Source organism: Serratia sp. TSA_198.1 (genome assembly GCF_052686505.1).
In genome coordinates, this window is sequence record NZ_JBQZFP010000001.1 from 89,147 (window position 1) to 111,886 (window position 22,740).

Annotated in this window: 26 protein-coding genes; 9 read left to right on the forward strand and 17 right to left on the reverse strand. The window is 58.8% G+C overall.

The annotated features are described in order from the left end of the window. Positions 1-66 precede the first annotated feature (66 nt). The 10 genes from paaK to paaA form a co-directional block, all read right to left on the reverse strand. Positions 67-1,374, reverse strand: coding sequence for a phenylacetate--CoA ligase PaaK (gene paaK, locus ACUTSW_RS00390; RefSeq protein WP_445583404.1), 1,308 nt, complete (start codon positions 1,372-1,374; stop codon positions 67-69). A gap of 126 nt (positions 1,375-1,500) precedes the next feature. Beyond that, positions 1,501-1,941 carry a hydroxyphenylacetyl-CoA thioesterase PaaI gene (paaI, locus tag ACUTSW_RS00395; protein WP_445584430.1) on the reverse strand — a complete coding sequence of 147 codons (441 nt, stop codon included), beginning with the start codon at positions 1,939-1,941 and terminating at the stop codon, positions 1,501-1,503. Further along, entirely contained in the window at positions 1,941-3,461 is a 1,521-nt protein-coding gene (locus tag ACUTSW_RS00400) for a 3-hydroxyacyl-CoA dehydrogenase (RefSeq protein WP_445583405.1), read from the reverse strand. The genes paaI and ACUTSW_RS00400 overlap by 1 nt, the downstream gene beginning before the upstream one ends. A 2-nt stretch (positions 3,462-3,463) precedes the next feature. Further along, positions 3,464-4,255, reverse strand: coding sequence for a 2-(1,2-epoxy-1,2-dihydrophenyl)acetyl-CoA isomerase PaaG (gene paaG / locus ACUTSW_RS00405; RefSeq protein WP_445583406.1), 792 nt, complete (start codon positions 4,253-4,255; stop codon positions 3,464-3,466). 3 nt (positions 4,256-4,258) lie between these two features. Then, on the reverse strand, positions 4,259-5,032 hold the full coding sequence (paaF, locus tag ACUTSW_RS00410; protein WP_445583407.1) for a 2,3-dehydroadipyl-CoA hydratase PaaF: 774 nt from the start codon (positions 5,030-5,032) through the stop codon (positions 4,259-4,261). A 9-nt stretch (positions 5,033-5,041) separates the two neighbouring features. Then, complete coding sequence (gene paaE, locus ACUTSW_RS00415) at positions 5,042-6,100, reverse strand: 1,2-phenylacetyl-CoA epoxidase subunit PaaE (protein WP_445583408.1); 1,059 nt, start codon at positions 6,098-6,100, stop codon at positions 5,042-5,044. A gap of 26 nt (positions 6,101-6,126) precedes the next feature. Continuing rightward, a complete protein-coding gene (gene paaD, locus ACUTSW_RS00420; protein WP_063197126.1) occupies positions 6,127-6,624 on the reverse strand; it encodes a 1,2-phenylacetyl-CoA epoxidase subunit PaaD in 498 nt (165 codons plus the stop codon). A 10-nt stretch (positions 6,625-6,634) separates the two neighbouring features. After that, a complete protein-coding gene (paaC, locus tag ACUTSW_RS00425) occupies positions 6,635-7,393 on the reverse strand; it encodes a 1,2-phenylacetyl-CoA epoxidase subunit PaaC (RefSeq protein WP_445583409.1) in 759 nt (252 codons plus the stop codon). An 8-nt stretch (positions 7,394-7,401) separates the two neighbouring features. Continuing rightward, positions 7,402-7,689, reverse strand: a complete 288-nt coding sequence (gene paaB / locus ACUTSW_RS00430; protein ID WP_004946321.1) for a 1,2-phenylacetyl-CoA epoxidase subunit PaaB — start codon at positions 7,687-7,689, stop codon at positions 7,402-7,404. Between the two features lie 15 nt (positions 7,690-7,704). Continuing rightward, positions 7,705-8,643 carry a 1,2-phenylacetyl-CoA epoxidase subunit PaaA gene (paaA, locus tag ACUTSW_RS00435; protein WP_063197239.1) on the reverse strand — a complete coding sequence of 313 codons (939 nt, stop codon included), beginning with the start codon at positions 8,641-8,643 and terminating at the stop codon, positions 7,705-7,707. 319 nt (positions 8,644-8,962) lie between these two features. Here paaA and paaZ point away from each other — a divergent pair, with 319 nt between their 5' ends. Beyond that, positions 8,963-11,035 carry a phenylacetic acid degradation bifunctional protein PaaZ gene (gene paaZ, locus ACUTSW_RS00440; protein WP_445583410.1) on the forward strand — a complete coding sequence of 691 codons (2,073 nt, stop codon included), beginning with the start codon at positions 8,963-8,965 and terminating at the stop codon, positions 11,033-11,035. A gap of 41 nt (positions 11,036-11,076) precedes the next feature. On the opposite strand, the gene ACUTSW_RS00445 is transcribed toward paaZ, so the two are convergent. Continuing rightward, positions 11,077-12,639 carry a sensor domain-containing diguanylate cyclase gene (locus ACUTSW_RS00445; protein WP_063197132.1) on the reverse strand — a complete coding sequence of 521 codons (1,563 nt, stop codon included), beginning with the start codon at positions 12,637-12,639 and terminating at the stop codon, positions 11,077-11,079. 153 nt (positions 12,640-12,792) lie between these two features. On the opposite strand from ACUTSW_RS00445, the gene ACUTSW_RS00450 reads away from it, so the two are divergent. Continuing rightward, entirely contained in the window at positions 12,793-12,987 is a 195-nt protein-coding gene (locus ACUTSW_RS00450; protein WP_006326225.1) for a hypothetical protein, read from the forward strand. 53 nt (positions 12,988-13,040) lie between these two features. Here ACUTSW_RS00450 and ACUTSW_RS00455 read toward each other — a convergent pair whose 3' ends face one another. Further along, positions 13,041-13,457 (reverse strand): VOC family protein, encoded by a 417-nt coding sequence (locus ACUTSW_RS00455; RefSeq protein WP_013813567.1) that lies wholly within the window; start codon positions 13,455-13,457, stop codon positions 13,041-13,043. A 268-nt stretch (positions 13,458-13,725) separates the two neighbouring features. On the opposite strand from ACUTSW_RS00455, the gene ACUTSW_RS00460 reads away from it, so the two are divergent. The 5 genes from ACUTSW_RS00460 (at position 13,726) to ACUTSW_RS00480 (ending at position 16,751) form a co-directional block, all read left to right on the forward strand. Further along, a complete protein-coding gene (locus ACUTSW_RS00460; RefSeq protein ID WP_062871248.1) occupies positions 13,726-14,499 on the forward strand; it encodes an SDR family oxidoreductase in 774 nt (257 codons plus the stop codon). A 51-nt stretch (positions 14,500-14,550) separates the two neighbouring features. After that, a complete protein-coding gene (locus tag ACUTSW_RS00465; protein WP_445583411.1) occupies positions 14,551-15,453 on the forward strand; it encodes a LysR family transcriptional regulator in 903 nt (300 codons plus the stop codon). A 350-nt stretch (positions 15,454-15,803) separates the two neighbouring features. Continuing rightward, on the forward strand, positions 15,804-16,001 hold the full coding sequence (locus ACUTSW_RS00470; RefSeq protein ID WP_062871246.1) for a glycine zipper domain-containing protein: 198 nt from the start codon (positions 15,804-15,806) through the stop codon (positions 15,999-16,001). A gap of 15 nt (positions 16,002-16,016) precedes the next feature. Next, positions 16,017-16,265 (forward strand): GlsB/YeaQ/YmgE family stress response membrane protein, encoded by a 249-nt coding sequence (locus tag ACUTSW_RS00475; protein ID WP_013813563.1) that lies wholly within the window; start codon positions 16,017-16,019, stop codon positions 16,263-16,265. A 93-nt stretch (positions 16,266-16,358) separates the two neighbouring features. After that, on the forward strand, positions 16,359-16,751 hold the full coding sequence (locus ACUTSW_RS00480) for a YidB family protein (protein WP_062871245.1): 393 nt from the start codon (positions 16,359-16,361) through the stop codon (positions 16,749-16,751). A gap of 3 nt (positions 16,752-16,754) precedes the next feature. Here the strand turns inward: ACUTSW_RS00480 and ACUTSW_RS00485 are convergent, their stop codons facing one another. Further along, on the reverse strand, positions 16,755-17,687 hold the full coding sequence (locus ACUTSW_RS00485) for a LysR family transcriptional regulator (RefSeq protein WP_445583412.1): 933 nt from the start codon (positions 17,685-17,687) through the stop codon (positions 16,755-16,757). A gap of 111 nt (positions 17,688-17,798) precedes the next feature. Between ACUTSW_RS00485 and ACUTSW_RS00490 the strand changes: the two genes are divergently transcribed. Beyond that, positions 17,799-18,851: an SDR family oxidoreductase gene (locus tag ACUTSW_RS00490; protein WP_445583413.1), complete on the forward strand. Its 1,053-nt coding sequence runs from the start codon at positions 17,799-17,801 to the stop codon at positions 18,849-18,851. Positions 18,852-18,961: 110 nt separating this feature from the next. Further along, the gene (locus ACUTSW_RS00495; protein WP_445583414.1) at positions 18,962-20,044 is read left to right on the forward strand and encodes an endonuclease/exonuclease/phosphatase family protein; all 1,083 of its coding nucleotides are present in this window, start codon (positions 18,962-18,964) and stop codon (positions 20,042-20,044) included. 38 nt (positions 20,045-20,082) lie between these two features. On the opposite strand, the gene ACUTSW_RS00500 is transcribed toward ACUTSW_RS00495, so the two are convergent. From ACUTSW_RS00500 to ACUTSW_RS00515, 4 genes are all read right to left on the reverse strand, one after another. Further along, the gene (locus tag ACUTSW_RS00500) at positions 20,083-21,090 is read right to left on the reverse strand and encodes an NAD(P)H-quinone oxidoreductase (protein ID WP_434460582.1); all 1,008 of its coding nucleotides are present in this window, start codon (positions 21,088-21,090) and stop codon (positions 20,083-20,085) included. Between the two features lie 162 nt (positions 21,091-21,252). Next, complete coding sequence (locus tag ACUTSW_RS00505; protein ID WP_006319262.1) at positions 21,253-21,462, reverse strand: hypothetical protein; 210 nt, start codon at positions 21,460-21,462, stop codon at positions 21,253-21,255. Positions 21,463-21,604: 142 nt separating this feature from the next. Next, positions 21,605-21,721, reverse strand: coding sequence for a FeoB-associated Cys-rich membrane protein (locus ACUTSW_RS00510; protein WP_006326216.1), 117 nt, complete (start codon positions 21,719-21,721; stop codon positions 21,605-21,607). A 248-nt stretch (positions 21,722-21,969) separates the two neighbouring features. Then, entirely contained in the window at positions 21,970-22,341 is a 372-nt protein-coding gene (locus tag ACUTSW_RS00515; RefSeq protein WP_445583415.1) for a hypothetical protein, read from the reverse strand. Between the last annotated feature and the right edge of the window lie 399 nt (positions 22,342-22,740).

A 22,740-nucleotide genomic window follows, 5' to 3' on the forward strand; every position in this document is an offset into this window, starting at 1 on the left:
GTTAGCCGTCGATGAGACACAACATTAACACAATTCATTAAGGCGTCATCCGTGACGCCGGCTGAATTAGCGCGGCCGCAGATCGACCACGCGCTGGGCCTTGCCTTCCGAACGCGGGATATCGCCGCAGTTGGCGATGCTGACGTCGGTGCTGACGCCGATAATCGATTTGATATGGTGACGCAACTGGTGGCAGATCTCGCAGCGCTGCTGGTGACTGAGGCTGAGCGCCGACTCTTTCAGCTCAACGCGTACCGCCAGGGTATCCAGATGCCCGCTGCGGCTGACCTGCAACTGGTAGTGCGGCGACAGCTGTTCGAACTGCATAATTTGCTCTTCCACCTGCGACGGGAACACGTTGACGCCGCGAATGATCAGCATGTCGTCCGAACGGCCGGTGATTTTCCCCATGCGCCGCATCTGGCGCGCATCGCCCGGCAGCAGGCGGGTGAGGTCGCGGGTGCGGTAGCGGATCACCGGCAGCGCCTCTTTGGTCAGGGTGGTGAACACCAGTTCGCCGTGCTGGCCGTCCGGCAGGACTTCGCCGCTCTGCGGGCAGATGATCTCCGGCAGGAAGTGGTCTTCCCAGATGGTCGAACCGCCGCCGCTTTCGGCGCACTCCATCGCAACGCCCGGCCCCATCACTTCGGACAGGCCATAAATATCCAGCGCCCTGATGCCCAGACGGGACTCAATCTCGTGGCGCAATGCCTCGGTCCAGGGCTCGGCGCCGAACACCCCGAGGCGCAGCGAACAGCTGCGGGCATCGCCGCCCATTTTGCGTTCCAGTTCGTCGATCAGCGTCAGGCAATAAGACGGCGTCACCATGATGACATCGGGTTTGAAGTCGAGGATCAGCTGTGCCTGCCTTTCGGTTTGCCCGCCGGACACCGGGATCACCGTCGCCCCGAGCCGCTCTGCGCCGTAATGGGCGCCCAGGCCGCCGGTAAACAGGCCATAGCCGTAGGCCACATGTACCTTGTCTTTGGCGGTGGCGCCCGCGGCGCGCAGGCTGCGGGCGACGATATCGGCCCAGTTATCGATATCCCGTTGGGTATAGCCGACCACCGTCGGTCGCCCGGTGGTGCCCGACGAGGCGTGAATGCGCACCACCTGTTCCATCGGAACGGCGAAGGTGTCAAACGGGTAGTTGTCGCGCAGATCCTGCTTGGTGGTGTAGGGGAAGCGCGCCAAATCGCTCAGCTGTTTGAGATCGTCGGGGTGTACGCCTGCCTGATCGAACTTGCGTTTATACATCGGCACGTTGTTGTAGGCGTGATGCAGCGTCCATTTCAGACGTTCCAGCTGCAGCGCTTCTATTTCATCGCGCGAGGCGAACTCAATGGTGTCGAGTGGCCGTGGAAGGGTTGTCATAGTTAGCCTCGGAGTGTCATGCCCGTTCAATGATCATAGCAATACCCTGACCGGCGTCGATACGCTGGGGGTAGAGCGCGTCGCGGCTCATCGGCGTGCGGACGCCGTCGCAAATAAATGCCTGACTCATGGCTGCTCCCCTAACACAGGGTAGCCGAGGCGGTGTGCGCGGCCGCGGAACCAGGCGACGGTTTTGCCCCGTTGGTTGACTATCTCTACGTCATACAGCCCGGTGGTTTTGCCCTGATGACGCAGCTCGGCGCTGGCGGTGAGGCGATCGCCCGCCAGCGCCGGGCGGATAAAATCGATGCTGCAACCGGATGCCACCGCAGCCAACCCCTGGCTGTTGCAGGCATAGGCGAAAGCGGTATCGGCCAGGCTGAACAGCTGGCCGCCGTGGCAGGTCCGGTGGCCGTTAAGCATCTGCGGGCCAACGGTCATGCTGACCCTGGCGAAACCGGCGTCGACATCTTCTACCTGCATACCCATCGCCTGCGCGCAGGTATCTTGTTGAAACATCCGTTCGGCGCAGCGCTGCGCCAGCGCATGGGGCGTATTGGCGTTCATCATTCGGCTCCTGAAGAGAGGAAAGCGTAGTGGCGCAGCAACGGCATTGGCCGATAGCGCGGTTCGCCGTAGTAGCGATACAGGTTTTCCAGCGTAGCGAGGATTTGCCGCCAGCCGAGCACAGCCCCCCATTCCAGCGGGCCGTGCGGGTAGTTGACGCCGCAACGCAGGGCGCTATCGATATCTTCGGCGCTGGCGACGCCTTTATTTACCGCGTCCAGCGCCTCGTTGCTCAGCATGGCGAGGGTTCGCATCACCAGCAGGCCAGGGTAATCCGGCAGTAAAATCACCTGCTTACCGAGCGATTGCAGCAGGCGTACTACCTTATCGTTGTGCCGTGCGTCGTTTTGCATTGCGCAGCTGATGGCGACGCAGGGGGCTTGCGAATAGTTGGCGGACAGATCAAACAGCACCACGGGGGTTCTGGTTTCCTCGGCAATCTGGCTGGCTGTTTTACCATTGGTTAACATAAATGTAACTTCGTCGATCCGGGCAAAGGCGCTGGTCTGGCCAGGTTGTATGATCGCCTCCGCATTTCCCGTCAGCAATCCGGCCAAAAACGCCACGCCCGCTTCGTTGCCGTGCAGTTGGATGCTGCGTGGCGGCTCCGCCTGCGAGAGGGGCAGGCAGACGGCGGTCGACGACGCTGGTTCGCCGTCATAACGATAAAAGCCGCAGCCGCTTTTGCGGCCCAGACGCCCGGCGGCCACCAGCTCTTGCTGTACCAGCGACGGCGTAAATCGCGGATCCTGGAAAAAGGCCTGAAATACCGACTCGGTGACGGCATAGTTAATATCCTGGCCAATCAGATCGGTCAGTTGCAGCGGCCCCATGGCGAAACCGCCGGCATCGCGCATCACCGTATCGAGCGTGGCGACGTCGGCCACCCGTTCTTCGAGCGCGCGCAGGGTTTCGGCGTAAAAAGGCCTCGCCACGCGGTTAACGATAAACCCCGGCGTGGAACGGCACAGCACGCTCTGTTTGCCCCATTGCCGGGCCAGCGTTTGCAGGGTGGCGACGGTGTTGGCGCTGGTGTCCAGCCCACTGACGATCTCCACCAGCTTCATTAGCGGGGCCGGGTTAAAGAAGTGCAGCCCGGCCAGGCGTTGCGGATGCCGCAGCGCCCCCCCGATGGCGGTAATCGACAGCGACGAGGTGTTGCTGGCGAACAGCGCGGCGGGCGAGCACAGGGTTTCCAGCTCCCGAAACAGGCTTTGTTTGATCGCCAGTTTTTCGGCTACCGCCTCTATGATCAGTGCGCTGTCGGCCAGTTGTTCAAGCGTATCCACCGGCTGGATGCGCGCCAGCAATGCCTCGGTGGTTTTCGCATCGGCCTTGCCGGCCGCCACACGCCGGCGCAATCGCAGGCTTAAGGCGTCCAGCGCGTTTTGGGCAGCGGTTGCGGCGATATCAAACAGTTTCACCTGATGCCCGGCATGGGCCGCCACCTGGGCAATGCCGATGCCCATGGTGCCCGCGCCAATCACCGCCACGGTTCCGTTGAAGTCCGGCAGGTTCATGGTTATTTCCCGCTGAAATGGGGCGTGCGTTTGGCGAAGAAGGCGCTGACGCCTTCGCGATAATCGTCGCTGCGGCCGCCGAGGCGCTGAAGATCGCGCTCCAGCTCAAGCTGTTGATCGAGGCTGTTGGTCGCCGAACTGTAGAGGGCTTTTTTTATCAGCCCCAGCCCGTAGGTCGGCTGGGTAGCCAGATGCCGCGCCAGCGTTTGGGTGTGGTCGGTCAATTCGTCTGCGGCCACTACCTGCCAGATCATGCCCCATTCCAACGCCTGCTGTGCGCTGACTTTGTCGCCGAGCAGCGCCATGCCCATGGCGCGGGCATGGCCCGCCAGACGCGGCAGGAACCAGCTGCCGCCGGAGTCCGGCACTAGCCCCAGGCGGCAAAACGACTGGATAAAGCTGGCGTTGTCGGCGGCGATCACGATATCGCAGGCCAATGCCAACGCGGCTCCGGCACCCGCCGCCACGCCGTTGACGGCGCACACCACAGGTTTGGGCAAGGCGGTCAGGCGGCGGATCAGCGGGTTATAGAAACGTTCGACCGACAGGCCGAGATCCGGCGCCTGTTGCTCAACGCTGACGTTACGATCGCTCAGGTCTTGCCCGGCGCAAAAACCGCGTCCGGCCCCGGTGATCAGCAAGCAGCGCACCTCGTCGTCACGTTCGGCGCGGGTCAGCGCCTCGCTGAGCTGGTGGTGCATCTCGTCGTTAAAGCTGTTCAGCCGGTCCGGCCGGTTGAGGGTCAGGGTCAGAACCCCGGCGTCGAGGTGGGTGAGAATCAATGCGTTATCCATAAATCAGCGCCCCTGATAGTTTGGCGTACGTTTTTCGAAGAAGGCGGCGATGCCTTCACGGCGATCGTCGGTGGCGGCCAGCGCGACAAACTGCTGGCGCTCAAAGGCCAGCCCCTGGCTGAGGCCGACTTCTTCCGCCTGTTTCAGCGCCTGCTTGGCGGCACGCAGCGCCAGCGGGGCCTGTAAGCTGATGCGTTCGGCGATCTGCTGAGCGCGTTCCAGCGTCAGCGCGTCGACGCACACTTCACTGACCAGCCCGGCTTGCAGCGCGCGAGTGGCGTTGATGGCCTCACCGGTCAACACCATCTGGCCGGCCAGGGATTTCCCGACGCAGCGAATTAAACGCTGGGTGCCACCCGCTCCCGGTATCAGGCCAAGGGTGATTTCCGGCAAACCAAAGCGGGCGCTTTCGCCGCAGATAATGAGGTCGCAGGCCAGCGCCAGCTCGCAGCCGGCACCGAGCGCGTAGCCGTTTACCGCCGCCAGCAGCGGCTTACTGAACTGCGCCAGCCGCTGCCACAGCAACGGTCGGCGATCTGCCAGTGCCGCGGGCAGGTCCTGCTGTTGCAGCTCCCGCAGATCGGCACCCGCAGCAAAGAAGCGCGCGGCACCGGCTATCACCACCGCGCCCACGCCTGCGTCGGCATCGGCTTGTTCCAGCTGATACACCAACTGTTCCAGGCACGGGGTGCTCAGGGCGTTACGCGCCTCCGGGCGATGCAGCGTCAGGGTGACCACGCGTCGCTGCTGTTGTTGCAAGATCAAAGGGGTTTCCATTACCGTCTCCTAGACGTCAAAGTCCAACACCACGCCGTCGCCGCGCGGCCACGACTGGCAACTCAATACGTAGCCGGCGGCCAGTTGATCCGGCTCCAGGCTGTAGTTGACGGCCATCTCCACCTGGCCGGCCTTCAGCCGGCATTTGCAGGTAGCGCATACCCCGCCTTTGCAGGCGTAGGGCAGGTCCGCGCCCTGGCGCAGCGCCGCGTCCAGAATGCTGTCGTCTTGTGCGCCAACCTCGATATTCAAGCGGCGGCCATCGAGCAGGATCTCTACCTGGGTGGCGTTGCGGCTGCCGTCGTTGAGCGGGCGGGCGGCAATGCCGCTGGTGTTAAAACGTTCGCTGTGGATATGGGCAGCCGGTACGCCGGCTTGTTCCAGCACGGTTTGCGCGTCGTCCATCATCGCCTCCGGCCCGCAGATAAAGGCGTGGTCGTAGTCGCGGTAATCCAGCAACGCACTCCCGATAGCCGTCAGGCGTTCGCGATCGATGCGACCGCTGAGCAGCGGGCTGTCCAGGCTCTCCTGGCTGAACAGGTACAGCGGCTGAAAGCGCTGCGGATAGCGGTTTTTCAGGTCGCACAATGCCTCTTTGAACATCACCGAACGGCTGCTGCGGTTGCCGTAGATCAGCGTGAAGCGGCTGTTGGCTTCCAGTTGCAGCGTGGCCTTGATGATCGACAGCATCGGCGTGATGCCGGAACCGGCGGCAATCGCCAGATAGTTGCCGCAGTTTTCCGCCAGCGGCTGATAGCCGAAACGCCCCTGCGGCACCATCACCTCCAGCGCGTCGCCGACCTGTAGCATTTGATTGACGAACGAGGAGAAACGCCCCTGATGAATCGCTTTGACGCCGATCTGCAGCAGCCCTTCCTGCGGGGCGCTGCAAATGGAATAGCAGCGGCGCAGCTCTTCGCCGTTGACCCACGCCTTTAACGTCAGATGCTGGCCGGGGGTGTAGCGGTAATGGCTTTTCAGCTCATCGGGCACGCGCAGCGTAATGGCCACGGCGTCCGGCGTTTCGCGCTCGATGGCGGCGACGTTAAGGCGATGGAAGAGCGTCATGGTGTTCTCCTATTGCAGGGCGCGGCCTATATACATTTGAAATAGTCGAACGGTTCCCGGCACTCGCAGCAGCGGTAAAGTGCCTTGCAGGCGGTGGAGCCGAACTCGCTGATTTTTTCGCTGTGGGTGCTGCCGCAGCGCGGGCAGGGCACCGGGCCGTGGGCTTCGGGTTTATCGCAGGTGTGGCCCTGCGGCGGCGCGACGCCGTAGTCCCGCAACCGCGCACGCGCAGCCGCATTCATCCAGTCGGTGGTCCAGGCCGGGCTGAGGCGGATTGCCACCTTCACCGGGCTGAAACCGGCTTCCGCCAGCCGCTGCTCGATGGCGTTGAGCAGATATTCGGTAGCGGGGCAGCCGGAGTAGGTCGGCGTAAAGGTAATGCGCCAGCCTGCGCCGTCCGGCTCTACGTCGCGCACCATACCCAGATCGGTGATCGACAGTACCGGCAGTTCCGGATCGCTGATCTGTTGCAGACAGTGCCAGATTTGCGGGATCTCGGCGGCTTGCAGCCGGGTGATGTTCATGGCGGCCTCTTTACCAGTTGCTGTTGGGATAGGCGCGCTGCAGAAACTGCATTTCTGCCAGCAGCGGGCCGAGATGTTCGCTGTGTCGCCCCTGTTTGCCGCCGTGACGGAACGCCTGTTCCTCCGGCAACGTCAGGGTGGCCAGGCGCAGGGTGTCGTCCACCAGCGCCCGCCAGGGTGCCTCAAGCTGACGCGGATCGGCAGCGATGCCTTGTTCCGCCAACGCCAGCTCGAGGTCATCGGCATGGAACAGTTCAGCGGTAAAGCGCCACAGGTTATCCAGCGCCTGCTGAATTTTTTGATGACTGACCGCGTTGCCATCGCCCAGGCGAATCATCCAGCCGCGGCTGAAGCGCAGGTGATAATCCGCCTCCTTCAGCGATTTGGCGGCGATGGCGGCCAGCTGTGGGTCACGGCTGCGGCTCAGCGCCTGGTGCAACTGCACGTGGTAAGCGTCGAGCAAAAACTGCCGCACCAGGGTGTCGTTGAAACCGCCGTTCGGCTGTTCCGCCAGCAGCAGGTTGTGGAACTCACGCTCGTCGCGGCCAAAGGCCAGGCGATCTTCTCCGTATTGCGGCCCGGCCAGTTCGGTGGCATAGCCGAGAAAGTGACGCGCCTGCCCGAGCAGATCCAGGCCGATATTCGCCAGCGCCAGATCGATTTCCAGCTCCGGCGCGTGGCCGCACCAGGCACACAGCCGCTGGGCGAGGATCAGCGGCGTATCGCTCTGACGCAGTACATAGGTGATTCGCGGATCGTTAAAGGTCATGGCCGCCTCTACATGTTCTTGATGCCGTCGGGAATGGTGTAGAACGTCGGATGACGGTAGATCTTGTCATCGGACGGATCGAAGAACGCCCCGCGATCTTCCGGCTGCGAAGCGATCAGATGGCTCGATTGCACCACCCAGATTGAGCAACCTTCGCTGCGCCGGGTATAGGCATCGCGGGCGTTTTCCAGCGCCATTTGGTCATCGGCGGCGTGCAGGCTGCCGACATGGCGGTGCGCCAACCCTTGTTTGCTGCGAATAAACACTTCATACAGCGGCCATTCAGCGTGAGTCATTTTCGATTCCTTCATCTATGCGGCGGTGGCGGCGTTTTTCGTCGCGTGGGCCAGCGCGCCTTCACGCACCCAGGCGCCGTCGTCCCAAGCGCGACGCTTGGCCTGCAGACGTTCGTGGTTGCATTGCCCGCGCCCCTTGATCACCTCATGCAACTCGCTCCAGTCGATAGCGCCGAAGCGGTAGTGACCGGCAGCCTCGTCCCAGGCCAACTCGGCATCGGGTGCGGTCATGCCCAGCGCTTCCAATTGCGGCACGGTGTTGTCGACAAATTTCTGCCGCAGCTCGTCATTGCTGTGGCGTTTGATCTTCCACGCCATGCTTTGCGCGCTGTGCGGTGAGTCGGTGTCGCTCGGGCCGAACATCATCAGCACTGGCCACCAAAATCGGTTAATGGCGTCCTGTAGCATGGCTTTTTGTTGCTCGCTGCCGTTAGCCATCGCCATCACCGCTTCGTAACCCTGGCGCTGGTGGAAACTTTCTTCTTTGCAGATTTTCACCATCGCCCGCGCATAGGGGCCGTAAGAGGCACGGCACAGCGCCACCTGATTGACGATGGCTGCGCCGTCGACCAGCCAGCCAATCACCCCGATATCCGCCCAGTTGAGCGTCGGGTAGTTGAAGATGGAGGAATACTTCATCTTGCCGTCGAGCATTTTTCGGTAGATCTCCTGGCGCGAGCAGCCCAGGGTTTCGGCGGCGCTGTACAGGTACAGACCGTGTCCGGCTTCGTCCTGCACCTTGGCCAGCAGCACCGCCTTGCGGCGCAGGGTTGGTGCCCGCGTCAGCCAGTTGGCTTCCGGCAGCATGCCGACTACTTCGGAATGGGCGTGTTGGCCAATCTGGCGGATCAGATTTTGGCGATAGGCGTCCGGCATCCAGTCTTTGGCTTCGATGGCGGTATCCGCCGCAATCTTGGCGTCGAAGTGCTGCTGATATTGCGCGTCAGTGGTCATGCTTGCCTCATGGTGATTCGTATTTTTCACATTAAATATAAAAATGTGAATCACTTTAATTCACCTTAAGGCTACAAACTGATAACAAAAAGATCAAAGGGCCTTTATGTGGTTTTGCGATGTCACTCACAAAGATGTTTTTTAATTATTTGTTTTATATGTTTTTTATAAAATAAGTTCGGGCGTATTTTCGATGTGTTTGGCTCGAGCTGCGGTCATGTTGTTTGATTTTTGTTAAATTTTGATCGGGTGTAAACTGGACAATATGTGATACGTAATTAAGCTATTTAGTGTAAATTTATGAATTCCGGAGATGCACATGCAGCAGTTACACAGTTACCTTTCTGGCGGCTGGGTGTTCGGCCAGGGGCAAGCCCGCGAAATCCATCACGCCATTACCGGCGAACCGCTGTATCAGGTTTGCTCCGACGGCCTGCCGCTGGCCGCCAGCCTGGACTATGCGCGCCATAAAGGCGGCAGGGCGCTGGCGCAGATGACATTCCAGCAGCGCGCGCAAATGATGAAGGCAGTGGCTAAACACCTGCTGGCGCACAAAGAGGCGTTGTATGAGATTTCATACCAGACCGGTGCCACGCGCAGCGACGGCTGGGTGGACATCGAAGGCGGCATTGCGACGCTGTTCGCCTATGCCGGCATGGCGGGACGTGAACTGCCGGACGATACCCTGTGGCCGGAGGACGAGCCGATTCCATTATCCAAACAGGCGCAGTTCGCCGCTCGCCACGTGTTGACCTCGCGGCCGGGCGTGGCGCTGCATATCAACGCCTTTAACTTCCCCTGCTGGGGGATGCTGGAAAAACTGGCGCCGACCTGGCTGGCGGGCATGCCGGCCATCATTAAACCGGCGACGGCCACCGCGCAGCTGACGCAGGCGATGGTCAGGTTGATTATCGACAGCGGGCTGGTGCCGGAGGGGGCTTTGCAACTGGTGTGCGGCGGTATCGGCGACATGTTCGATCACCTGGATTATCAGGACGCTGTGACCTTCACCGGCTCGGCGCAGACCGGCCAACACCTGCGCGCGCACCCGCGCCTGCTGGCAAAATCTATCGCTTTCACGATGGAGGCCGACTCGCTCAACTGCTGCGTGTTGGGGGAGGACGTCACGCCGCAAATGCCGGAGTTCGCGCTGTTCATCAAGGAGGTGTGCCGTGAAATGACCGCCAAGGCCGGGCAGAAATGCACCGCCATCCGGCGGATTATCGTGCCGGCGAAGCGGGTGGTTGAGGTGCAACAGGCGCTACTGCAACGGCTGGCCGGGGTAACGTTGGGCGATCCCAAGCTGGAACAGGTGCGAATGGGGGCGCTGGTCAGCCGCGAGCAGCGCAATGATGTGCAGCAAAAGGTGGAGTTCCTGCTGCACCACGGCTGCGAACCGCTGTGCGGTGCGGCGCTCGATAAACTGGATTTGGTCGGTGAGGGCGTGCAGAACGGCGCGTTTTATCCGGCCACGCTGCTGTATTGCCCCGATCCGTTTTCGCACCAGGCGGTACATGGCACCGAAGCTTTCGGGCCGGTGGCGACGCTGATGCCGTATCAACAGACCGAGCAGGCGATTGAGCTGGCGCTGCTGGGCCAGGGTAGCCTGGTGGGATCATTGGTGACTGCCGATGAGGCGTTGGCAACGCGCTTTATCCGTGCCACCGCCTGTGCCCACGGCCGTATGCTGATCCTGGATCGCCACGCGGCCGTGGAATCCACCGGCCACGGCTCACCGCTGCCGATGCTGATGCACGGCGGGCCGGGGCGTGCCGGTGGGGGCGAGGAGTTGGGCGGGTTGCGTGCGGTGAAACACTATATGCAACGCACCGCCCTCCAGGGTAGCCCGGCGATGCTGGCGGCGATTGGCCGCGAGTGGGTGCGCGGAGCGCCGGTGATAGAGGATCCGGTTCATCCGTTCCGTAAATACTTTGAACAACTGCAACTGGGCGAAAGTCTGCTGACCGCCCGCCGCACCGTGACCGAAGCCGATATCGTGAATTTTGCCTGCCTGAGCGGCGATCATTTCTACGCCCACATGGACAAGATCGGTGCCGCCGAGTCGCTGTTTGGCGAGCGGGTGGCGCACGGCTATTTTGTGGTTTCAGCCGCCGCCGGGCTGTTTGTCGACCCTGGCGTGGGGCCGGTGATCGCCAACTATGGCATGGAAAACCTGCGCTTTATCGAGCCGGTGAAAATCGGCGATACGCTCCAGGTGCGCCTGACCTGCAAAAAGAAAATCCGCAAGCCGCAGAAAACCGCAGAGGATCGCCCGCATGGGGTCGTGGTGTGGGATGTTCAGGTGCTGAATCAGCATCAGCAGGCGGTGGCGCTGTACAGCATTTTGACGCTGGTGGCGCGCCAGGAAGGCGACGTTGGGGCGGTAAGCTGACCGGCAACAGATTGCCGGTCATGTATCACTATGGGGCTGGGTTAAACCGCCGCGCTGTTGCAGACGATGCGGTTTTTACCCTCTTTTTTGGCCTGATACAACGCGCTGTCCGCCATATTGATAAAACCAATTGGCGTGTCGTTGTACATATGCGGCACTTTGGCGCAGATGCCAATGCTGAGGGTGATAACGCCGTGTGGATTTCCCTGATGCGGTATCTTCAGTTCACGCACCGCCTGCATCACGCGTTCGGCGAAAATCAGCGCCCCCTGGGCGTCGGTGTCCGGCAGTATGATGCTCATTTCTTCGCCGCCGTAGCGGGCCATGATGTCATTGCTGCGGCTGGCCAGCCCCTTGAGCATTTGTCCGATCTGCTGCAAGCATTGGTCGCCGGCGACGTGGCCGTAGATATCGTTGTACTGTTTGAAATAGTCGATATCCAGCATCAGCAGCGCCACACTGCGGTAGTTTCGCGCCGCGCGCGCCAGTTCGTTCTTTAAGGCGATATCAAACTGGCGGCGATTGGCCAGCCCGGTCAGGCCGTCCAGCAACGCCAGCTCTTCAAGCCGCAGGTTGATGCTGGTGAGCTGATCGCGGGTGCGCATCAGTTCGGCTTCGGTGCGCACGCTGTGGTTTATCTGCCGCATCAACACCAGCCCCAACGCCAACAAAATGGCCAGCAGTGTGGCGCCTCCGGCTACAAACAGGCCGGAATCGTTGCGCCAGTCGGCCAGCGCGTCTTCCTTCGACAGCCCGGCGGTGATCACCAACGGATAGCGGCTGACCCTTGAATAGCCATAAATCCTTTCCACCTTGTCGTACAGCGAGGTGATGGTGGCATTACCGAATTCGGAATGCGGCAGGATTTCGCGGAACAGCACACCCTGAGAGATATTTTTGCCGATCGACGCGGCGGAATAAGGGCGGCGGTAGAGAATGGTGCCATCCGCCAGCAGCAGGCTGAGCGCGGCGTCGCTGTTAAGCGCAAAGGTGTCGTAAAATTGGCGGAAATAATCGACGTATAGTGTCGCCAGCACCACGCCGGCAAAGCTACCGTCCGGGTGATTTAAACGGCGTGACACCGGAATGATCAAATCGCCGGTTGAACGGCTGCGCACCACCTTGCCGATATAAATCGCGTTGCTGTTGTGCTCGAGGTGGTATTTAAAATACTCGCGATCGGCATTGTTGGCGCCCTGCACGAACCTGCCTGAAGAGGTGACTATCCAACTGCCGTGCGAATCATAAATAAACAGGCCATGCAACTGAGGCAGATTGCCGACCTCTCCTTGCATCAACTTTTGCAGCCTCAATTGCTGCGGCTGGCCCAGACCGTCGGTTTGAATGCGTTCGGTCAGATCGGACAGCGTACTGTCCACTTGCAAGAAAGTGTCATCGGCATGTTGCGCCAGCGAGCGTGCCAGATTGGCGGATTCATATTCGGCGCTTTTCAGCTCGCGCTGATGCGCATTCCAAATTTGCCAAACGTTAAACAGAATCAGCGTGGCGGCAACGATGATGACAAACACGCCAGCCTGAAATAATAACGGGGAATTTTTACCGTTGCGCGGCAGATCGGCATCCTGCGGTTGCTGCTGTGTCATGTAACCCTTTCTACTGTGTGATTTTTAAATAAAGTTAAGAACTATCTTACATCTTATTCGTTAATTCTGCTGACCACTACTCCCTTAAACAAGTTACCCTCGGCAGATGTTACGATTCGTTCAAAACCGCCCGAAAACCAGAGGATCGCGAGTGTGTCTGACACCATCATTATTACTTTACTGACGCTGGCGGTGTATTACCCGGTCACGTTGGGCGTGCTGGCGGTGATGATGTTTTTTGCCTGGCGGCGACGTAAATCGCCTTACTGGCGCTTGGGACTGGTGCTGCTGGCGGGGCTGTTTGCACTGTTCGCCATGGCAGCCTACGACTGGCATCACTATAGCTGATTGCCGAAGGCGCGGTGTCCGTCAGAGGCCGTGGGCACCGCGATGAGGTGGCATTATTCAACGTTAATCATCCAATTGACGCCAAATTGGTCGGTCAGCATGCCAAACCCCTTGGCCCAAAAAGTGGGCCCATAAGGCAGGGTTACCTGTCCGCCCTGCGACAGCTTTTCAAACAGTTCACGCCCTTGTTCCACGTCTTTTGGGTTGAGCGACAGGGAAAATCCTTTATGTGACGCGTCGGCGCCATCCTGCGGGCAGCCGTCGGAGGCCATCAGCGCGCTTTCACCAATCAGCAACCTTGCATGCATGATGGATTCCGGATCGGCATCCTGTGGGCCACCTTGTTTTGCTTCCTCGGGCATTTCCTTGTAACGCATGATCATTTCAATTTTACCGCCCAGTTGCTGGGCGTAGAAATTCACCGCTTGCTCGCAATTACCGTTAAAAAATAAATAAGGTTGAATCAACATGACATTGACCTCGGTTATGGCCCGTCAGGCTGTAAACCGGCCCGAGGGCGGGGATAAATAATTTCTCTGGGCAACTATTGCCGCAGGTGACTTACAAGTGTAGTGCGATTCGCGGTGAATGCCCGGTGGACGATCACGCTCTGGCGCTTTGGTACGCGGCCAAACGAATTGAGCGAAAAAGTGGGACGGTTCATCCCGATTTGGACAGATTATCTGAGCGGTCAGGGTTCCTATACTCATTGCAACTTTCACTAACGGAGTCATGGTCATGAGTAAGCAATCTTTGAATGGAAAAGTGGTGTTGATCGCCGGCGGCGCGAAGAACCTGGGCGGCCTGGTAGCACGCGATTTGGCGGCCAACGGCGCGGCGGCCATAGTGGTGCATTACAACAGCGACGCGACCCGTGCGGCGGCGGAAGAAACCCTGGCCGCGGTGAAAGCGACGGGGGCGCAGGCGATAGCGGTGCAGGGCGATCTGACCCGGCCGGCCAACGTGGCGCATCTGTTTGAGGAAGGGATTAAGGCGTTCGGTAAGGTGGATATTGCGATCAATACCGCCGGTCTGGTGATCAAAAAGCCGATCGCCGAGGTGACTGAGGCGGATTACGACACCAGTTTTGACGTCAATGCCAAAGCGGCATTCTTTTTCATTCAGCAAGCAGGCAAACACCTGGCGGACAATGGCCGTATCGTGACCATCGTCAGTTCGCTGCTGGCGGCCTATACGCCGTTTTATGCGGTGTACCCCGGCAGCAAGGCTCCGGTGGAACACTTTACCCGCGCGGCTTCCAAGGAGTTTGGCGAGCGTGGCATCAGCGTGAACGCCATCGGCCCCGGCCCGATGGATACGCCGTTCTTCTATGGGCAGGAAAGCAAGGACGCGGTGGAATACCATAGCAGTGCCGCCGCGTTGAGCAAGTTCTCGAAAACCGGCCTGACCGATATTGAGGACATCGCGCCTATCGTCAAGTTTTTGGTCACCGACGGTTGGTGGATCACCGGGCAGACGTTGTTCGCCAACGGTGGCTATACTACCCGTTAATATCAATTTGCTGCGGCAAACCGCCGCAGCTTTTTTCAGGATGCACAGCCGGTGGACAAGATAGGGAGATTACGGGTTTTTATCCAGGTTGCCGAGGTGGGCAGTTTTATCCGCGCTTCACACATCCTGCTGATGCCAAAAACCACGGTGTCGGCGGCGATCCAACAGTTGGAACATGAAATGGGCGCGCGCCTGTTTCATCGCACTACCCGCAAGGTACAGTTGACCAGCGACGGCGAGCTGCTGCTCGACAAAGCGCGCAGCCTGCTGTTCGACGTGAACGCGCTGGACACGCTGTTTCAGCAGAAAAACGGGCCGATAGGCGGTCGCTTGACGGTCGATGTGCCCAGCCGCATTGCCCGGCGAATCATCGTGCCGGCGCTGCCTGATTTTTTCCTGCAATACCCCGATATTCAACTCTTCCTTAGCGCCAGCGACCGCTCGATCGATTTGATTCAGGAGGGGGTAGACTGCGTGGTGCGTGTCGGCAGCCTCAGCGACAGTAGCCTGGTCAGCCAGCCGCTTGGCCGTTTGAGCATGGTCAATTGCGCCAGCCCGGATTATTTGCGGCGCTACGGGATGCCGGAGCATACCGATCAACTGGACGAGCACTGGGTGGTGGGGTACGCGCAGCCTAATCTGGCGGGCGCGGAGACCTGGCAGTGGGAGCAGGAAGGGCAATCGGTTGAAAAAACGCTGCGTAGCCGGGTGACGGTCAACAATGCGGAGAATTATATCGGCTGCTGTCTGGAAGGGCTGGGAATGATTCAGAACCCGCGATTCGATCTCCAGCATCATCTGGATGACGGCAGCCTGCGAGAGATACTGCCGCAGGCCCGGCCATCGGCGATGAGCATTGCGCTGCTTTATCCCCACCGGCGACAGCGTTCGGCGCGTTTCACGGCGTTTGCTGAGTGGTTCGGCCGTTTAATCAAACCTTTTTGCGAAAGCTGAGCGGGGCGCGAGATTACATCAACAACTGCGCGGCAGACCCATCCCAGAGGGCGGCAAAGGTATAGATGACGGCCAGTATCAGCATGAATGGCATATTGTTCATTGCCTATCTCCAGCGGAAATATTCACTTCAAGTATAGCCCGCGGAAATGACAGTCAGATGAATTAGATCGTTTTTTGTACAGACAAATTCAGACAGACGGAAATGTGTAAACTGCTGATATTTGACTATAGTAACAGTGTGAAGCTGCGTGTTTGTCGCGAATCACCCTGTATCGCGCTGCCGGTGACGGCAAGCATAGGGAAACATAGGTGTGAACTTTTCGGCTATGTTAACTTAAGGATATGAAATGTCAGTTAAAAATGACGTTAAAGACAATGTGGAACAGCTGTGCGGCAGTGCAAAATCTGCTGCATGCGAAGTGCGGGCCGGTTTGAAAGAGGTTGCCGGTCACTCCTGTTCTTACATTAAGGACAACCCCTGGGCTGGGGTTGGCGCCGGTGCCGTTGTGGGCCTGGTGGTAGGTTTTCTTTTAGGCAAAAAGTAAATAGGGAGAGTAAAAATGGGCATCATTTCCTGGATCATTTTTGGTTTAATCGCCGGTATCCTGGCTAAATGGATCATGCCGGGCAAGGACGGCGGTGGCTTTATCGTGACTGTTATCCTCGGGGTCATCGGTGCGGTAGTTGGCGGCTATATCAGTACCTTCTTCGGTATGGGTCGCGTAGATGGCTTTAACCTGGGCAGCTTCGTTGTCGCAATAATCGGTGCCCTGGTGGTACTTTTTGTCTACAGAAAGGTCAGAAGCTAGTCAGATGCTGATCAACAGGGTCGCTGCGGCGACCCTTTTTCGTTAAATCATAGCGGTCGCGCGGCCTGGGCCGGCGGCCAGAAGGGGATGAGCATGGGTCTGTTTGATAACGTATTGGGCAGTATTCTGGGTGGCGGCGCTAACGGCGGCAAAGGCCTGGATTACGTCGCTATCATGCAATGGGTCGAGCAGCAAGGCGGCCTGCAGGCGATTTTGGACAAGTTCCGCCAGGGGCAATTCGGCGATGTGGTCGGCTCATGGTTGGGCAACGGTGAAAACCAGCCGATCAGCGGCGATCACGTTCAGCAGGCGCTGGGCAGCGATGCCATCAACCAGTTGGCCGAAAAGCTGGGGATCGATCCTGCTCAGGCTTCCAGCACCATCGCGCAGTTCCTGCCGTCGGTGACTGACGCCGCATCGCCAAATGGCGAAGTGCAGCAGGACAGCAACGAACTGGGCGATATGGTCGGTAAGCTGTTCAAATAACGCTTAGGCCCCCGGCGCCTGGTCGGGGGCCTTGTTTAATCTAATGCCTTCAATGCCCTCCAACGCTCCCAGCAAATAATCTACCCACGCTCGTACTTTGCCAGGAATAAACCGCGCGGCGGGGTAAACGGCATGCAGCGCCATCGGCGGATAGTGCCAGGCAGGCAATACCTGTACCAGCGTACCTGCCGCCAATTGCCGGCCAATCAGCGGCCGTTGCGCACCGCCGATGCCCAAACCAGACTCGATGGCGGCCAGCAGCGAGAAGGTGTTGTTGGCGCGGAATACCGGCCGCACAGTCACCGTCTCGGCGCCCTGAGGGCCGATTAACGTCAGCGCATCGCCGTCGCTAAGGCCGCTGTAACGAATATGTGCATGGGCCGTCAATGCGGCCGGCGTTTGCGGCATGCCATGCGCCGCCAGATAAGCCGGCGAGGCCACGAGAATACGCTGCAATTCCCCCAACCGCCGCGCCACTGTGCCCGGCGCGCTCAGTTCGCCAAAGCGAATCGCTATGTCAATGCCCTCGCCGATGACATCCGCTCGACGATCGTCCAGCAGTAACTCAATATTCAGCTCCGGATGGCGCTGTTGAAAGGCGATCGCCAGCGGCGTCAGATGCTGCTGGCCGAACCCCGTGGGTGCATGAATGCGTAAGTTTCCTTGCAACCGCTGGTTCAGGCCGTGCAGCGCCTCTTCCGCTTCGTCTACCGCCGCTAGAATCGGTTTGATTTGCCGGTAATAACCACCGCCGGCATCGGTCAGGGAGACGGCGCGGGTGCTGCGAAACAGCAACTGCGTGCCCAATTGCTGCTCCAGCCCGGCGATCTGCTGGCTGACCGCAGGTTGCGTCAACCCCAGATCGCGGGCCGCCGCTGAGAGGCTGCCCAGTTCCGCTATGCGGACAAAAGTCTTCATGGCGTTCAGTTTGTCCATCGATGCTCCATTTATAGGTTTTTCTTATAAGTGTTAGTTAAAAATGGCGTCTACCGCAAGCTTTGCTAATCGATAACAGTGGGTGCATCCATACCTGGCAGGAGAGAGAACATGCAAAACGGCAAACTGGCGCTGGTGGTCGGCGCTAATGGTGTCATCGGCCATAAACTGATTGAGGAACTGGTCGTACAGGGTTGGCAAGTGGTCGGTCTGTCGCGGCGCGGTGGCGTGGACCGGCCGCAAGTGCGTTATCTGGCGGTTGATCTGCTGGATGCACAGGCGACGCGCGACGCGCTGCAACCTCTGACGCAGGTTAGCCATATTTTCTATGCCGCTTATCAGGACGCGCCGGACTGGGCGGGGCTGGTGGTACCGAATCTGGCGATGTTGACGAACGTGGTAGACGCGGTCGAGCCGGTGGCGCAAGGGTTGGAGCACATCAGCCTGATGCAGGGCTACAAGGTTTATGGCGCGCATCTGGGGCCATTTAAAACCCCGGCGCGTGAAAGTGACGCCGGACATATGCCACCGGAGTTCAACGTGGATCAGCAGCACTACCTTGAGCGGCGACAGCAGGGCAAACGCTGGCGCTGGAGCGCGATTCGCCCCAGCGTGGTCGGCGGGTTTTCGCTCGGCAATCCAATGAACCTGGCGCTGACCGTTGCCGTTTATGCCTCAATCAGCAAGGCGCTGGGGCTGCCGCTGCGTTTTCCCGGCAAACCGGGGGCTTACCACAGCCTGTTGGAAATGACCGATGCCGGCCTGCTGGCGCGGGCTACGCTGTGGGCGGCGACCGAGCCTGCAGCGGCCAATCAGGCGTTTAACATCAATAATGGCGATCTGTTCCGTTGGAGCGAGATGTGGCCGAAAATTGCCGATTATTTTGGCCTGGATACGGCGCCGCCGCTGCCGATGTCGCTGGAACAGATGATGGCGGATAAAACCGCGTTGTGGGCGACCCTCGCGCAGCAGCATGATTTGGCGGTGACTGATTACCATGCGGTGACCGGCTGGCGCTTTGCCGATTTTGTTTTCTCGTGGGATTACGACATGTTTGCCGACGGCAGCAAGGCGAGGCGTTTTGGTTTCACCCAATTTGTCGAAACCGAGGCGATGTTCTTCACGCTGTTTGACGAGTTCCGGCGCAGAAGGATTATTCCCTAGCGCCTGCTGGCGGGGCGGGCGCTTTTTATGGCACTCTTTGGCTGCCGCCCGGTCGGGCGGCCAGAGAGGCCGTCAGCCTGACCGGCCTGGAGGATGATGAGGAAATAAACGTGACGGGGATTACCGCCATACTGACGCTTTTGCTGGCGCTGGTGACCATTGCGCCACTCTCAAAGCATACAGCCTGGTGGATTCGGGTGTGGGATTTTCCACGCCTGCAAATACTGGCGCTGTCATTATCGGTGTTACTGCTTAACCTGCTTTTTCTGCCTCTGTCCTCGCCGCTGGTGTGGGGCATAATAGCGGTGAATCTGGCCTGCGTAGCGTATCAGGGGGTATGGATCTTCCCTTATACCCGACTGAGCAAGCCCCAGGTAGTGGACTTTACCGGCTACCAGTACAAGCCGCGTTTGCGCCTTCTGGTGTGCAATGTGTTAACCCCCAATCGGCAGGCGGATAAACTGCTGGCGCTGGTGGCGACCGAGCGGCCGGACGTGCTGGTGGTGGTGGAAACCGACAGTTGGTGGGAGCAGCGGCTGGCGCCGCTGGAACAAGATTATCCTTACAGTTTGAAATGCCCGCAGGATAATCTTTACGGCATGCATGTTTATTCGCGGCTGAAACTCAGCGATGCGGAAATTCAGTACCTGGTGGATAAAGAGATTCCGTCGATGCACATGATGGTGCATTTGCCGCAAGGGCAGCAGGTGCGCTTGCACTGCGTGCATCCGATGCCGCCAAGCCCCACCGAGAATGACGAGTCGGAAGATCGTGACGCCGAGCTGGTCATGGTGGGAAAAAGTGTTGCCAAATCGGCGTTCCCGGCGATTGTGACCGGTGATCTGAACGATGTGGCTTGGTCGACCACTACCCGCTTGTTCCTTAAAGTCAGCGGTCTGTTGGATCCGCGTCGCGGTCGCGGCATGTTCAGCACCTTTCATGCCGGCTATCCGTTCCTGCGCTGGCCGCTGGATCATGTGTTCCACAGCGATGATTTTGTGCTCGGCTCGCTGCGTCGTTTAACCCACGTCGGTTCGGATCACTTCCCGATTCTGGTGGAACTGGTGTACGCGCCCAAGCAGGGGGCTGAACAGGAAAGCCTGGAGAAAGGCGGCGAAGATGAGGCGTTGGCGCAAGAAAAACTGGCCAACACCGGTTCTTCGCCAGAGGACGTGCATACGCCGGGCGCTTGAAACATCACCCCGCGGCATCGGTTGCGGGGTGTCTCTCTTTAGAGGGTCAGCATAATCTTGCCGATATGCATGCTGGACTCCATCAATGCATGCGCTGCGGCCGCTTGTTCCAGCGGGAACGTTTTGAATATCTGCGGTTTTAACGCGCCGCGCTCCAGCAGCGGCCACACCTTCTGCTGCAAATCGGCGGCAATTTGCGCTTTATCTTCCACGCTGCGCGCGCGCAGGGTAGAGCCGGTGTGAGTCAGACGTTTGAGCAGCAGCGGCATCAGGTTCAATTCTTTGACCACGCCGTTCTGGGTGCCGATTTGCACAATGCGCCCATCCATCGCCGCCGCCTGGTAGTTCTTCGCCACGTAATCCCCGGCGATCAGATCGACAATCACGTCTGCGCCCTTGCCGTTGGTCGCGTGTTTGGTCTGCTCGACGAAGTCTTCGTTACGGTAGTTAATCGCTACGTCGGCGCCCAGCGCCAGGCTGGCCTGACGTTTTTCCTCGGAGCCGACGGTGGTGATCACGCGGGCGCAGAACGCTTTCGCCAGCAGGGTGGCGACGGTACCAATGCCTGACGTACCACCGTGGATCAACACGGTTTCACCGGCTTTTAGATGCCCGCGCTGGAACACGTTGACCCAGACGGTAAAGAAGGTCTCAGGGATGGCTGCCGCCTCCGTCAGGCTCATGCCCTGAGGCACCGGCAGCGCATTACTCTCATGCACTTTGCAGTATTCGGCGTAGCCGCCGCCGGCAATCAGGGCGCACACGCGATCGCCGATGGCGTAATTTTTCACCCCAACGCCGATGGCAACCACTTCACCGGCTATTTCGAGGCCGGGAATATCCGACGCACCGGCTGGCGGCGCGTATTGGCCACGGCGTTGCATAACGTCGGGCCGGTTAACCCCGGCGGCGGCGACCTTCACCAAAATCTCACCTTGTTGCAGCGTCGGCAATGGCCGCTCGGCGACAACCAGCACCTCCGGTTCGCCCGGCTGGCTGATTTCGATCGCTTTCATGGTGTTGGGCAGTGGCGGGTTTACTGACATGGTCATTCTCCTCCGATTGGCGTTCAGGCACAGTGAACAGTGTAGATAAGCACCTGCTGTAATTCATATTTTATCTTACAGAAATGCCGATGGGAGAATGTGGATCATAGGGCGGTTTTTAGGGGGGCAGAAGAGGGGAGCCGCCGCGGGGGCGGCATGGTATCAGTCGTTTGGCGGAATGCGGAAACCTTTGAGTGAGACGATGAAGTGCTCTTTCCCTTTGGAGATCTTGGCGCCTTTATCACACCACAGACTGGCGAGCTGGAAAAAGTCGTCGCTGTCGATGTCATAAGCCAGTTCGATTTTCTTGGCTGTTCCATAACGGATCAGCTTTTCTGCTTCCTGGTGGTTTGTTGCTTTAATGGTGGTCATAACGAAATCCTTGGTGTAAGCCAGTGCGGATAATCGTGGACCATCATATGGCTGAATTGTGACAATTTTGTGATGGAAGCATGACAGTGAACGGTTGTGTGGCCTGGAGCATAACACGGGGGTTATGCTCCCCTCTGTTCTGTCAACGATCGTGCGGACGAATCAGCGTGCTTTTCTTCTGTGATTTAAAGTGTTTGTACAGCGCATATCCTGCAATGCCGGCCAAAACCGCCAGTAAAGACATATATTCTGTCGCCATGAGACTAACCTCCGATAAAGAGTGGCTAAGGAGCCGCTATTTGTGACAGTTATCACGTTATCGCGCAATGAGACCATTCTGTAACACAGCAGGGTGTTGATATTTAGACATAAAAAAAGCGCCTATAGGAAGGCGCATAAAATTTACAACACAGCTTGTCATGCCCAGCACCAGGAGGAGTGGTGAACACGGCGCCATTGTATGAACTCCCCGCAGCGGCAGATATAGGGATAACTCTTAAAGCTCAGCTACCACTGATAGCCCATATTCAGGCTGTAATCGGGATCCTGATTGGTGGAGTAAGGATCGGACTGGCGGAGACGATCGGTTTTTTTCACCGGGCCGTTAAGTGCCGAATAGGGTTTGGTCAGCGGACGGCTGCAACCGGGATGATCGCATTCCATTTCAACGCGAAAACCGGTTTTGTCTTCGGACTCAGACCAGAATACCGGTGGCTTGGCCGTTTTAGCTGCCGGGCCAAGCGCGCTTTGCGGCACGGGCGCAGGAGTGAGGCTCGGCTCCGGCGCGGTATAAGATAAATCGAGCGCCTGGGCTGAGTAGGCGCTCAGCATCAACAGGGCAGTGCAGCAGGATGCTGCCAGCGTACGCTTTCTAAGCATGGTCGATCTCCCTTCATCATTACGCGGCGCAACTATAAAACAGCTCAACGAGAATGACTATCATTTATGGAGGCGGGAGTCTTCTTTTGAGGCTGCGCCATAAACAATTTCTCTTTATCAGGCATCGGACCAGATTCGTTGACAGCCTGAAAGGCGAAATTGTGTTCAATCTCAACAAGGTGGCTACTTGGCTTGGGTGAAATTAAAAAAAATTTTTGGCTGTGCCTGGCCGTCATTATCGGGCAAATACGGCAGATAACGCTGATAAATTAAACAAATTGGGTTAAATTCTGTGCGTTTAACCCCGTTTCTACAGAGGGGCTGATAAAAAGAGTTGCTATTAAAGTCCTGTCATGAGTTAATGCTTCTCGGCCTGTGGTACAGACCTATTTATGCACG

What these genes read in the sequence shown, in the direction of transcription:
- paaK (WP_445583404.1), bottom strand. Translation starts at nt 1,374, where the DNA reads ATGACAACCCTTCCACGGCCACTCGACACCATTGAGTTCGCCTCGCGC.
- paaI (WP_445584430.1), bottom strand. Translation starts at nt 1,941, where the DNA reads ATGAACGCCAATACGCCCCATGCGCTGGCGCAGCGCTGCGCCGAACGG.
- ACUTSW_RS00400 (WP_445583405.1), bottom strand. Translation starts at nt 3,461, where the DNA reads ATGAACCTGCCGGACTTCAACGGAACCGTGGCGGTGATTGGCGCGGGC.
- paaG (WP_445583406.1), bottom strand. Translation starts at nt 4,255, where the DNA reads ATGGATAACGCATTGATTCTCACCCACCTCGACGCCGGGGTTCTGACC.
- paaF (WP_445583407.1), bottom strand. Translation starts at nt 5,032, where the DNA reads ATGGAAACCCCTTTGATCTTGCAACAACAGCAGCGACGCGTGGTCACC.
- paaE (WP_445583408.1), bottom strand. Translation starts at nt 6,100, where the DNA reads ATGACGCTCTTCCATCGCCTTAACGTCGCCGCCATCGAGCGCGAAACG.
- paaD (WP_063197126.1), bottom strand. Translation starts at nt 6,624, where the DNA reads ATGAACATCACCCGGCTGCAAGCCGCCGAGATCCCGCAAATCTGGCAC.
- paaC (WP_445583409.1), bottom strand. Translation starts at nt 7,393, where the DNA reads ATGACCTTTAACGATCCGCGAATCACCTATGTACTGCGTCAGAGCGAT.
- paaB (WP_004946321.1), bottom strand. Translation starts at nt 7,689, where the DNA reads ATGACTCACGCTGAATGGCCGCTGTATGAAGTGTTTATTCGCAGCAAA.
- paaA (WP_063197239.1), bottom strand. Translation starts at nt 8,643, where the DNA reads ATGACCACTGACGCGCAATATCAGCAGCACTTCGACGCCAAGATTGCG.
- paaZ (WP_445583410.1), top strand. Translation starts at nt 8,963, where the DNA reads ATGCAGCAGTTACACAGTTACCTTTCTGGCGGCTGGGTGTTCGGCCAG.
- ACUTSW_RS00445 (WP_063197132.1), bottom strand. Translation starts at nt 12,639, where the DNA reads ATGACACAGCAGCAACCGCAGGATGCCGATCTGCCGCGCAACGGTAAA.
- ACUTSW_RS00455 (WP_013813567.1), bottom strand. Translation starts at nt 13,457, where the DNA reads ATGTTGATTCAACCTTATTTATTTTTTAACGGTAATTGCGAGCAAGCG.
- ACUTSW_RS00460 (WP_062871248.1), top strand. Translation starts at nt 13,726, where the DNA reads ATGAGTAAGCAATCTTTGAATGGAAAAGTGGTGTTGATCGCCGGCGGC.
- ACUTSW_RS00470 (WP_062871246.1), top strand. Translation starts at nt 15,804, where the DNA reads ATGTCAGTTAAAAATGACGTTAAAGACAATGTGGAACAGCTGTGCGGC.
- ACUTSW_RS00475 (WP_013813563.1), top strand. Translation starts at nt 16,017, where the DNA reads ATGGGCATCATTTCCTGGATCATTTTTGGTTTAATCGCCGGTATCCTG.
- ACUTSW_RS00480 (WP_062871245.1), top strand. Translation starts at nt 16,359, where the DNA reads ATGGGTCTGTTTGATAACGTATTGGGCAGTATTCTGGGTGGCGGCGCT.
- ACUTSW_RS00485 (WP_445583412.1), bottom strand. Translation starts at nt 17,687, where the DNA reads ATGGACAAACTGAACGCCATGAAGACTTTTGTCCGCATAGCGGAACTG.
- ACUTSW_RS00490 (WP_445583413.1), top strand. Translation starts at nt 17,799, where the DNA reads ATGCAAAACGGCAAACTGGCGCTGGTGGTCGGCGCTAATGGTGTCATC.
- ACUTSW_RS00500 (WP_434460582.1), bottom strand. Translation starts at nt 21,090, where the DNA reads ATGTCAGTAAACCCGCCACTGCCCAACACCATGAAAGCGATCGAAATC.
- ACUTSW_RS00505 (WP_006319262.1), bottom strand. Translation starts at nt 21,462, where the DNA reads ATGACCACCATTAAAGCAACAAACCACCAGGAAGCAGAAAAGCTGATC.
- ACUTSW_RS00510 (WP_006326216.1), bottom strand. Translation starts at nt 21,721, where the DNA reads ATGGCGACAGAATATATGTCTTTACTGGCGGTTTTGGCCGGCATTGCA.
- ACUTSW_RS00515 (WP_445583415.1), bottom strand. Translation starts at nt 22,341, where the DNA reads ATGCTTAGAAAGCGTACGCTGGCAGCATCCTGCTGCACTGCCCTGTTG.